The following is an 11,756-nucleotide window of genomic DNA, read 5'->3' on the forward strand; positions in this document are numbered from 1 at the left end:
ACAGCAGGTTAGTGGCCGTTAACGGCGAGGGACCCGGTGCCGTTGGTCACAGCACCGGGTCCGTCGCGCGCGATCGCGGGGGTGTTACTTCGTCCACTCCGCCCAGGACATGTTCCAGCCGTTGAGGCCGTTGTCGGGCTGGATCTGCTTGTCCTTGGAGTTCTTCACGACGACCACGTCACCGATGAGCGAGCGGTCGTAGAACCAGGCCGCCGGGGTCGAGGAGTCGCCCGCGCCGCGCGCGTCGCGCAGACCCACGCAGCCGTGGCTGGTGTTGGTGGTGCCGAACACCGACGGGTCGCCCCAGTAGTTGCCGTGGATGAAGGTGCCCGAGCTGGACAGGCGCATCGCGTGCGGCACGTCCTTGATGTCGTACTCGCCGCCGAAGCCCACGGTGGCGCCGTTCATCCGGGTCACCTGGTACTTCTCGCTGATCACCATCTGGCCGTTGTACGTGGTGTTCTGCGGGGAGCCCGCGCTGATCGGGATGGTGCGCAGGACCTTGTCGTCGCGCACGACCGTCATGGTGTGGGCGGCGGCGTCCACCGTGGAGACCTGCGAGCGGCCGACGGTGAACTTCACCGTACGGGTCTGCTTGCCGTACACACCGGGCCGGCCCTCGACGCCGTCGAGGTTGAACTTGACGGTCACCTTGGTGCCCGCCGCCCAGTACTTCTCGGGGCGGAAGTCCAGGCGGTCGTTGCCGAACCAGTGGCCCTCGACGGGCACCGACGGCTCGGCCGTCACCTTGATGGCCTTCTCGACGGCCTGCGGGTTGGTGATGCCGCGGCTGAAGTTGATCGAGACCGGCATGCCGACGCCGACGGTGTCGCCGTCCTCGGGGGCGTAGGTGCCGATGAAGGTGTTCTTGGGGACGAGCGTGGTGAAGGTGGTGTCCTTGGCGGACTCGCGGCCCTCGCCGTCCTTGGCGACGGCGTGGACCTTGTACTTGGTGGCGGAGGCGAGGTGCTGGTCCGGGGTCCAGGCGGCGCCGTCGGCGGATATCTTTCCGGCCACCGCGTTGCCCTTGGTGTCCGCGACCGCGACGGCGGTGAGCTTGCCCTGGGAGGCGGACACCTTCAGCGCGCCGCTCGTCTCCACGTCGCTCGACCCGTCCTTGGGCGCGATGGTCACGACCGCGGCCGAGGCCTTGGTGTCCTCGGCCGCCTTGCCGGCGCCGCCGCCCTTGCCCTTGCCGTCCCCGCCTCCGGCGGAGTCGTCGCCGCCGCACGCGGTGACCAGCAGAAGCAGCGCCCCCAACAGCAGAGCCAGCAGACCCGGCGTGCCGCGCCGCCGTCCCGCCACTCTCTTCGGAGCCCCCGATATGTGCTGCCCGTTCACGACAGTTCTCTCCCCTCGCACGGCCTGGATCACGCCACGGCCCGCACTGAAAAACACCCCCGCGCGCGTCCTCGCGCGCACACGATTGCCTAGGTAATCACACCGGACGCACACGCGACGCCACGCGAATGTCACCGTTCAGTCCCAATGGTCCTGTGCGTTCGCTGTGGCTACATCAGGACGTCACCGGGGGTGTGTATGTACGGGCCGGACCGGCCGGCGAGGGAGGGTCAGAGGGCCGAGCCCGCCCTCCACTTCGCCCAGCCGAGGTTCCAGCCGCCGAGCCCGTTGTCGGGCGCGACCGTTCTGTCCCGGGAGTTGACGACCTCCACCACGTCCCCGACGAGCGTGCGGTCGAAGAACCAGCCCGCCGGGGTGTCCGGGCTGCCGCCCTTCACATCGCGCAGGCCCACACAGCCGTGGCTGGTGTTGCTGGAGCCGAAGGTGCCCGAGGACGTCCAGTAGTTGCCGTGCAGGAAGGTCCCGGAGGCGGTCAGCCGGATGGCGTGCGGCACGTCGGGGATGTCGTACTCCCCGCCGAAGCCGACCGTACGGCTGTTCATCCGGGTCACGTCGAACATCTCGGTGACGACCATTTTGCCGTTGTACGTGGTGTTCTTGGGCGATCCCGCAGAGATCGGGACCGTACTGACCAGCTCGCCGCCCCGGCGCACCTCCATCGTGTGCGCGTCGGCGTCCACCAGGGACTCCTGGTCGCGCCCGATGGTGAAGCCGACCCGCTTCTCCTGGATGCCGTAGACGCCCGGGGCGCCCGGCAGGTCCCGCAGCTTCATGTCGACGGTGACCTTGGTGCCCGGCTTCCAGTACTCCCTGGGCCGGAAGTCCAGGCGCTCCTTGCCGAACCAGTGGCCCACCACCTCCACCGGCGGCTTCGAGGTGATCCTGATGGCGCGCTCCACGGCCGCCCGGTTCTCGATCGCCTGGTTGAAGTTGAACGAGACGATCATGCCGACGCCGACCGTCGAGCGGTTCTCGGGCTTGAAGTAGCCGATGAACCGGTGCGCGGGCACCAGCGTGGTGAAGCTGGTGTGGCGGGCCTGGCGATGGCCGTGGCCGTCGAGCGCCACCGCGTCCACCGTGTACTTGGCGGCCAGTTCGAGCCGCCCCGCCGCTCCCCGGGTCGGCTCCCAGGACAGCCCGTCGTCGCTGATCCGGCCCGGCACCTCCTCGGGCTGCGCGTCCTCGGCCTTCATCACCCTGACCCGTTCCAGGCGCCCGCCGGGCACCCGCACCTCGATCCTCCCGTCCGCCTTGACGCCCTTGGCCCCGTCGTCGGGGGTCACCAGGATCGCGTCCCGGGGCGACTTCGCCTTGCCCGCGACGACGTCCTTGATCCCGTCGACCCCGCCGATGTCCAGGTGGTCCCCGCTGCACCCGGCCATCCCGGCCACCAGTGCCGCCATCAGTCCCACCCATGTCAGGGCGGCCGCGGTGGCGGCCCCTGCCCGCTTCGTTACGAATCTCACGACCGGTCAACGACCGTGCCCCGCCGGGGGAAACGTGAGTACGAGCCGGGTAACGGGAAGAACACCTGCGAGAACACGCGTGGGGAGCCGCGGCCGGGACGCCGTGCTCCGTCCAGGCGCCGAGCCGCGGGAGGCCGAGGGGTGTCGAGCGCAGCCGAGCAGGAGGCAGAGCGGGCGGTGGGGCGACCGGCTCCGCACGGGGAAGGGCACCGGGAACTGAACGGCCACCTCGGCCGGCGGGAAGGCCCCGACGGGCTGCGGCCGCCGGTCTGGCCGGGCGCGCCGACGCCGCTGGGGGCCCGGTTCCGGGTGGGGCCGGACGGGGTGGCGGGCACCAACTTCGCGCTGTGGGCGGGCGGGGCGGAGGCGGTGGAGCTGTGCCTGTTCGACGCGGCGGGCACCGAGACCCGGCTCGCCCTCGTCGAGCTCACCCATGAGATCTGGCACGGCTTCGTGCCGGGCGTGCGGCCGGGGCAGCGGTACGGCTACCGGGTGCACGGCCGCTGGGACCCCTGGACGGGGGCCCGCTGGAATGCGTCGAAGCTGCTGCTCGACCCGTACGCGCGCGCGGTCGACGGCGCCGAGGGGAATGATTTCAGCGCGCTGCCGCCGCAGGTGTACGGGCACGTGCGCGACTGGCCGCAGCAGCAGGTCGCCGACACCGTGCGCGACGACCGGGACTCGGCGCCGTACGTCCCCAAGGGGGTCGTCGTCCACGATGACGACGACTGGGCGGACGACCGCCGTCCGAAGACGCCGTGGGCGGACTCGGTGATCTACGAGCTGCATGTGCGCGGCTTCACCAAGCGCCACCCCGGGATCCCCCAGGAGCTGCGCGGCACATACGCGGGCCTGGCGCACCCGGCGGCGCTCGACCATCTCGTACGCCTGGGGGTGACGGCGGTCGAACTCCTCCCGGTGCACCAGTTCGCGCACGAGGACCACCTGCTGCGCCGGGGCCTGCGCAACTACTGGGGGTACAACTCGATCGGCTACTTCGCGCCGCACGCGGCGTACTCGGCGTCGGGCACGGCGGGCCAGCAGGTCGGCGAGTTCAAGCGGATGGTGCGGGCGCTGCACGCGGCGGGCATCGAGGTCATCCTGGACGTCGTCTACAACCACACGGCGGAGGCGGGCGAGCGCGGCCCGACGCTGTCGCTGCGCGGCATCGACAACAAGGGGTACTACCGCCTCCAGTCGGACGCTCGCCGCTACGCCGACTACACGGGCTGCGGCAACACGCTGCACGTGGTGCAGCCCCAGGTGCTGCGGCTGATCACGGACTCGCTGCGGTACTGGGTGACGGAGATGGGGGTGGACGGCTTCCGCTTCGACCTGGCGGCGGCGCTGGCCCGTTCGATGCACGACGTCGACATGCTCTCCCCGTTCCTGGCCGTCATCGCCCAGGACCCGGTGCTGCGCCGGGTGAAGCTGATCGCGGAGCCGTGGGACGTGGGGCGCGGCGGGTACCAGGTCGGGGCCTTCCCGCCGCTGTGGACGGAGTGGAACGACCGGTACCGGGACGCGGTGCGGGACTTCTGGCGCGGCGCGCTGCCGGACGTGCGGGACCTGGGCTACCGCCTGTCGGGGTCGAGCGATCTGTACGCGTGGGGCGGCCGACGCCCGTACGCCTCGATCAACTTCGTCACGGCCCACGACGGCTTCACCCTGCGCGACCTGGTCTCGTACGAGCGCAAGCACAACGAGGCGAACGGGGAGGGCAACCGGGACGGCACGGACGACAACCGGTCCTGGAACTGCGGGGTGGAGGGCGAGACGGACGACCCCCGGATCAACGCGCTGCGCCGCCGCCAGCTGCGCAACCTGCTGACGACGCTGCTGGTCTCCACCGGGGTGCCGATGCTGGTGGCCGGGGACGAGATGGGGCGTACGCAGGGGGGCAACAACAACGCGTACTGCCAGGACGGCGAGGTGGGGTGGGTCGACTGGTCCCTCCTGGAGGAGCCGGGCCCGCGCGGGCTGCTGGAACTGGCGCGCCGCCTGGTCGCGCTGCGCCACCGTCACCCGGTGCTGCGCCGACGCGCGTTCTTCTCCGGCCGCGCGCAGGGGGCGGACGGGCTGCGGGACCTGGCGTGGTTCACGGCGCGCGGGTCGGAGATGACGGAGCGGGACTGGTACGCGCCGACGTCCACGCTCGGGCTGTATCTGTCGGGCCGCGACATCCCCGGCCGGGATGCCCTCGGCGCGCCCGTGGTGGACGACAGTTTCCTGATCGTGCTGCACGCGGGGAGCCGACCGACGGGTTTCGTGGTGCCGGGGGCGCCGTGGGCGGAGGGGTACGAGGTGGTGGTCGACACGGCGTGCGAGGACCAGGCGGGGGTGCCGGGGCGGGTGCACCGGGGTGGGGTGGAGGTGGTGGTGGGGGCGCGATCGGTCCAGGTCCTGCGGGTGACGGGGTGAGTTGGTGAGGGGGTGAGCCGGTGACAGGTGAGTCGGTCCCCGCGCCGCCCGTTCCTCCTGCGCCGATCGGTCGAGGCGGAGTACGACCTTGGTCCCGGGTCAAAAAGCCGGTGGGCGTCGTCGCCGGCGAAGTTTAGGCTCGATGATTGATGCCAGACATACATGCACCCACCAAGAACCAGTCGACGGTCCGTACGCTGCTGAGGCTCTGGCCGTACGTACGCCCCGTCCGAACTCGCCTGTTCAGCGCGGCCTTTGTCGCGGTCGTCGCGTCCTGCCTCGGGCTGGTGATCCCGCTCGTCCTGAAGTGGATCGTCGACGGACCGGTCAGCGACGGTGACCCCGGCGGGGTCTGGCTGGGCGCGCTCGTCCTGTTGCTGCTCGGGGTCGCGGAGGCGCTCCTGTTCGGCCTGCGGCGGTGGCTGGTCGCGCGGCCGCTGGCGGGGGTGGAGGCGGCGATGCGGGCGGATCTGTACCGGCATGTGCAGCGGTTGCCGGTGTCCTTCCACGACCGGTGGCCGTCGGGCCAGTTGCTGTCGCGGGGGACGACGGATTTGAGCCTGGTACGGATGTTCCTGGCGTTCCCGCTGACGTTCTTGCTGGTCAACGGGGTGACGATCCTGGTGGGTTTCGTCATCCTGCTGTCGCAGGAGTGGACGCTGGGCCTGGTGCTCATCGTCCCCGTGGTGCCGCTGGTGGCGCTGTGCTCGCTCTTCGAGACGCGGTACTCGCTGGCGGCGCGGCGGGCGCAGGACCAGGTCGGGGATCTGACGACGCTGGTCGAGGAGAGCGTGCTCGGCATCCGGATCATCAAGGGGTTCGGACGCCATCGCAGCCAGGCGCGGGCGTTCGGTTCGCTGGCGCGGGGGTTGCGGGGCACGGAGCTGCACAAGGCGCGGCTGCTTGCGGCGCTGTGGGGCGTGATCACGGCGATTCCCGAGCTGGCCATCGGGGCGGCGCTGGTGCTGGGTACGGTGCGGGTGGCTGACGGTGGCCTGTCGGCCGGGACGCTGGTGGCGTTCCTGTCCACGGCGCTGGCCCTGCGGTGGCCGGTGGACTCGATCGGTTTCCTGCTGGCGATGAGCCAGGAGGCGGGCACGGCGACGGAACGGTACTTCGAGGTCCTGGACGAGGCTCCCGAAGGCGGTCTCCCGGGGACTACGCCCCCGGCCCCCGCCGCGGGGCCTGCGGCCCCCGCGCCCCGCTTTCGGGGCTCCGCCCCGGACCCCGCTCCCCAAACGCCGGAGGGGCTGGATTTGCCCAAGGGGCGCGGACAGAGCCCCCGGCCGCCCGCCGAGGGCTTTCGGGAAGGGGCGGGGCGGGGGACTCAAAAAGCCACACCCACCCGCGGACGAACCCCGGGCCAAGACCTCGGCATCAGATTCCACCGCGTCGCCTTCCGCTACCCCGACGCCCCCAGCGACAGCCCGCCCCTCCTCTCCGAGATCGATCTGCACATCCGCAGCGGCGAGACCATGGCTGTCGTGGGCGGGACCGGGTCGGGAAAGACGACGCTCACCGCGCTCGTGCCACGGCTGTACGAGGCGACCGCGGGGCATATCACCCTCGACGGGGTCGACATCGCCGACATGCCCCGCGAGCGGCTGCGCGAGCTCGTCGCCGTGGCGTTCGAGGAACCGACCCTCTTCTCCGCCTCCGTGGGTGAGAACGTCCTCATGGGCGGCGGCGGGCCCGAGGACCTCGACCGGGCGCTGGCCGTCGCGCAGGCCGGGTTCGTACGGGAACTCCCCCACGGCGTCGACACGCAGGTCGGCGAGCAGGGGCTCAGCCTCTCCGGCGGCCAGCGCCAGCGGCTCGCCCTCGCGCGGGCGGTCGTCGGACGGCCCAGGTTCCTGGTCCTCGACGACCCGCTCTCCGCACTCGACGTCCACACCGAGGCCCGCGTCGAGGCGGCCCTGCGCGACGTCCTGCGCGAGACCACCGCGCTGGTCGTCGCGCACCGCCCGTCGACGGTGCTGCTCGCCGACCGGGTCGCGCTGCTCTCCGAGGGCCGCGTCGCCGCCGTCGGCACACATCACGAACTGCTGCGCAGCAACGCCGAGTACGCCTGGCTGATGTCCGGCGCGGGGGACGAGGGGGAGAACCGATGACCACCACCATGGGCGCGGAACGCCAGGCCGAACCGGAGGAGCCGGAGGGGCACGCGAAGGCGTCGGCGGCAGAACCCCCGCCCGCCGGCGGGGATCCCTTCGACCGCGACGCCCTCCCCTCCCCGGCCGGCGCCACCCGCGCCCTCCTCCTCGACCTGCTGCGCCCCATGCGGCGCCGTGTCGTCGTCACCGCGCTGCTCATCCTGTTGCAGCAGGCCGCGGTGCAGGCGGGGCCGCTGCTCGTCGCGTACGCCATCGACCGCGGCGTGCCCGCCTTCCGGGCCCACGACTACGGGCCGCTGATCATCGTCGGCTCCGGGTACCTCGTCTGCGCCCTGGGGGCCGGGCTGCTGCAGTACGCGTTCATCAGCGCCTCCACCCGCGTCGGCCAGGACGTGCTGCTCGATCTGCGCGGTCGGATCTTCCGGCACGCGCAGGCGCTGAGCGTGGACTTCCACGAGCGGTACACCTCGGGCCGGCTCATCTCCCGCTCCACCTCCGACGTGGAGTCGCTGCGCGAACTCCTCAACGAGGGGCTCCAGGAGCTCATCGGCGTCGTCCTCTCCTCCGTCTACATCTGCGCGATGCTGCTCTGGCTCGACTGGGGCACCGGCGCGCTCGCCGTCGCCTCGTACGCGCCGCTGCACCTGCTGATCCGCCGCTACCGGCGCCGCGCCTCGCGCGCGTTCGACGCCCGCTCCACGGCGATCGCGGCCGTGATCGTCAAGTTCGCGGAGACCCTCAACGGCATCCGCCCGGTCCAGGCGTTCCGCCGCGAGCGCGCCAACGACGAGGAGTTCCAGAGGCTCAACCACCACCACGAGCGCACCAACGGCGACGCGATCCTGGAGATGGCCCAGTACGTGGTGGGCTCGCGCCTGGTCGCCAACACCGCCGTCGCCGCGATGGTGCTGTGGGGCGCCTACCGGGTCGCCGACGGCACCCTGGCGCTCGGTGTGCTGGCCGCCGCCGTGCTGTATCTGCGGCGGCTGTACGACCCGATCGACCGGCTGGGGATGTTCCTCAACTCGTACGAGTCGGCGGTCTCCTCGCTGAAGAAGATCGCCGGGCTGCTCGCCCAGACGCCCACCGTCCCCGAGCCCGTGCGGCCGGTGCCGCTGCCCGAGCGGTCCGGTGAACTGCCGGGGCGGCGCGTCGAGTTCGACGGCGTGGGGTTCTCGTACCGTACGGGCGGCGAGGTGCTCCCCCGCTTCGACCTGACGATCCCGGCCGGGCAGACCGTGGCCGTGGTCGGCTCGACCGGCGCGGGCAAGTCCACCCTGGCCAAGCTGCTGGCCCGCTTCTACGACCCTTCCCCCAGCTCTCCGACAGGCTCCGAGCAGGGGACGCCCCGACCCGGCCGGGTTCTGCTCGACGGCGTCGACCTGCGCGACCTGGCCGTGCCGGACCTGCGGCGCGGGGTCGTGATGGTCACCCAGGAGGCGTTCCTCTTCTCCGGCACGGTCGCCGACAACATCGCCATCGGCCGCCCGGAGGCGACCCGCGAGGAGATCGAGCGGGCCGCGAAGGCGATCGGGGCGCACGACTTCATCGCGCGGCTGCCGGACGGCTACGACACGGACGTGCGCAAGCGGGGCGGGCGCATCTCGGCGGGCCAGCGCCAGCTGGTCGCCTTCGCCCGCGCGCTGCTCGCGGACCCGGCGGTGCTGATCCTGGACGAGGCGACCTCGTCCCTGGACATCCCGGGCGAGCGGGCGGTGCAGCGCGCGATGCACACGGTGCTGCACGGCCGTACCGCCGTCGTCATCGCCCACCGGCTCTCCACCGTGGAGATCGCGGACCGGGTGCTGGTGATGGAGCACGGCCGGATCGTGGAGGACGGCCCGCCCGCCGAACTCATCGCGGGGACGGGCCGGTTCGCGGATCTGCACCGGGCGTGGCGGGAGAGTCTCGCCTAGCGAGGCGGGCGGGGAACCGGATGGGCGCCGCGCCCGTCCAACCGTCCGCCTGGCGGACGCATCGCGCGCTCCGGAGCGGCACGCGCTCAGTCGCATTGCGGCCATTGTCGAAAGCGACTTCCGCGCCCGCTCCGGAGCCCCTTCGCGCTGGTGGGGCAGGGTGCGTATCCGGACACTCCCGTCGATCGCGACGCACCCGACTGCTCACTGGACACAGGGTGTTGACAAAGGAAACGTCCGCTTAACGAACGTCATCTTTCGTACAACGAACGATTTCCAGCCAACTTCTTGACGCGCTCCTGACAGCATGCGGCCACTCCTGGCACTCTCTCCCCGATCCAAGAACCACTGCTCCGCATGCTCCGCCCGGACGGCCCCACCCAGCCGCCGGTACCCCCCTCGCAGAAGGAGTTCGCGTGAGATCCACGCACCGTCGTCGTGCCACCGCCACCGCCGCTCTGCTCTCCGCAGCCGCCATGCTCACCGTCGGAGTCCAGGCCGGTAGCGCCAGCGCACGCCCCGACGACTCCGCGTCCGCCAAGGCCCTCAAGGCACAGGCCGTACGCAACCCGGGCGCTCTGCCCGCCAAGCTCTCGCCCTCGCAGCGGGCCGAGCTCATACGCCAGGCCGGCGACAAGACGGCGGAGACCGCCAAGAAGCTCGGCCTCGGCGCGCAGGAGAAGCTCGTCGTCCGCGATGTGATCAAGGACCAGAACGGTACCCAGCACACGCGGTACGAGCGCACCTACGCCGGGCTCCCGGTCCTCGGCGGCGACCTCGTCGTCGACACCGCCGCCGGCGGCCAGACCCAGGGCGTCATCAAGGCGAACGCCGCCCAGCTGAAGAACGTCGTCACCACGGCCAAGCAGGGCCCGGCCGGCGCGCAGAAGCAGGCCCTCGCGGCCGCCGCCGACAAGGGGGCCAAGAAGGCCACCGCCGACCGCGCCCCGCGCAAGGTCGTCTGGATGGCCAAGGGCACGCCCACCCTCGCGTACGAGACGGTCGTCGGCGGTCTGCAGGACGACGGCACCCCGAACCAGCTGCACGTCATCACGGACGCGGCGACCGGCGCCAAGCTGTACCAGTGGCAGGGCATCGAGACCGGTGTCGGCAACACCCACTACAGCGGCCAGGTCACCCTCGGCACCACGCAGTCGGGCTCGAACTACACGCTGACCGACGGCGGCCGCGGCGGCCACAAGACGTACAACCTGAACCACGGTTCGTCCGGCACCGGCACGCTGTTCTCCCAGACCAACGACACCTGGGGCGACGGCACCAACTCCAACGCCGCCACCGCGGGCGCCGACGCCGCCTACGGCGCGGGCGAGACCTGGGACTTCTACAAGAACGTCTTCGGCCGCAGCGGCATCCGCGGCGACGGCGTCGGCGCGTACTCCCGCGTCCACTACGGCAACGCGTACGTCAACGCGTTCTGGGACGACAGCTGCTTCTGCATGACGTACGGCGACGGCACGGGCAACAACGACCCGCTGACCTCGCTGGACGTGGCCGGCCACGAGATGACGCACGGCGTCACCTCCAACACGGCGGGCCTGGAGTACAGCGGCGAGTCCGGCGGCCTCAACGAGGCGACCTCGGACATCTTCGGCACCGCGGTGGAGTTCTACGCCAACAACGCCTCCGACGTCGGCGACTACCTCATCGGCGAAAAGATCAACATCAACGGCGACGGCACCCCGCTGCGCTACATGGACAAGCCGAGCAAGGACGGCGGCTCCAAGGACAGCTGGTACTCCGGCATCGGCAACCTGGACGTCCACTACTCCTCGGGACCGGCGAACCACTGGTTCTACCTGGCCTCCGAGGGCAGCGGCACCAAGGTCATCAACGGCGTGACCTACAACTCGCCGACCGCCGACAACCTGCCGGTCACCGGCATCGGCCGCGACAAGGCCCAGCTGATCTGGTACAAGGCGCTCACCACCAAGTTCAACTCGAGCACCGACTACAAGGGCGCCCGCGACGGCACGATCGCCGCGGCGACCGAGCTGTACGGCGCCGGCAGCGCCGAGGTCAACAACATCACCGACGCGTGGGCGGCCATCGCGGTCGGCGCCCGCCACGGCGGCGGCGACCCGGGCGGCAAGGTCTTCGACAACCCGAACAACGTCAACATCCCCGACTCGCCCGGCGCGGCCGTCACCTCGTCGCTCAACGTCACCGGGGTCACGGGCAACGCGCCCAGCACCCTCAAGGTCGGCGTGAAGATCGTCCACACCTACATCGGCGACCTCCAGATCGACCTGGTGGCCCCCGACGGGTCGACGTACCGGCTGAAGAGCACCGGGACCGGTGGCTCGACGGCGAACCTCGACACCACGTACACGGTGAACGCCTCCTCGGAGGTCGCCAACGGCACCTGGAAGCTGAAGGTCCAGGACAAGGCGGCGTACGACACCGGCTACATCGACGACTTCAAGCTCACGTTCTGAGCTCTGGAGCCCACCTGCCGG

General features: G+C 71.2%; 6 protein-coding genes. 4 read left to right on the forward strand and 2 right to left on the reverse strand.

The window, feature by feature from the left end; genetic code table 11:
• Positions 1-84 precede the first annotated feature (84 nt).
• Both AB0G17_RS14595 and AB0G17_RS14600 read right to left on the reverse strand, forming a co-directional pair.
• Positions 85-1,341, reverse strand: coding sequence for an Ig-like domain-containing protein (locus AB0G17_RS14595; RefSeq protein WP_361381027.1), 1,257 nt, complete (start codon positions 1,339-1,341; stop codon positions 85-87).
• Positions 1,342-1,571: 230 nt separating this feature from the next.
• On the reverse strand, positions 1,572-2,765 hold the full coding sequence (locus tag AB0G17_RS14600) for an Ig-like domain-containing protein (protein WP_361381030.1): 1,194 nt from the start codon (positions 2,763-2,765) through the stop codon (positions 1,572-1,574).
• Positions 2,766-2,969: 204 nt separating this feature from the next.
• Between AB0G17_RS14600 and glgX the strand changes: the two genes are divergently transcribed.
• The 4 genes from glgX (at position 2,970) to AB0G17_RS14620 (ending at position 11,735) form a co-directional block, all read left to right on the forward strand.
• On the forward strand, positions 2,970-5,249 hold the full coding sequence (gene glgX / locus AB0G17_RS14605; protein ID WP_361381033.1) for a glycogen debranching protein GlgX: 2,280 nt from the start codon (positions 2,970-2,972) through the stop codon (positions 5,247-5,249).
• Between the two features lie 149 nt (positions 5,250-5,398).
• Entirely contained in the window at positions 5,399-7,360 is a 1,962-nt protein-coding gene (locus AB0G17_RS14610) for an ABC transporter ATP-binding protein (RefSeq protein ID WP_361381036.1), read from the forward strand.
• A complete protein-coding gene (locus tag AB0G17_RS14615; protein ID WP_361381039.1) occupies positions 7,357-9,279 on the forward strand; it encodes an ABC transporter ATP-binding protein in 1,923 nt (640 codons plus the stop codon). The genes AB0G17_RS14610 and AB0G17_RS14615 overlap by 4 nt, the downstream gene beginning before the upstream one ends.
• A gap of 416 nt (positions 9,280-9,695) precedes the next feature.
• A complete protein-coding gene (locus tag AB0G17_RS14620; RefSeq protein WP_361381042.1) occupies positions 9,696-11,735 on the forward strand; it encodes a M4 family metallopeptidase in 2,040 nt (679 codons plus the stop codon).
• The last annotated feature ends 21 nt before the right edge of the window (positions 11,736-11,756 follow it).

This window comes from Streptomyces sp. NPDC023838 (assembly GCF_040639555.1).
Classification (GTDB): domain Bacteria; phylum Actinomycetota; class Actinomycetes; order Streptomycetales; family Streptomycetaceae; genus Streptomyces.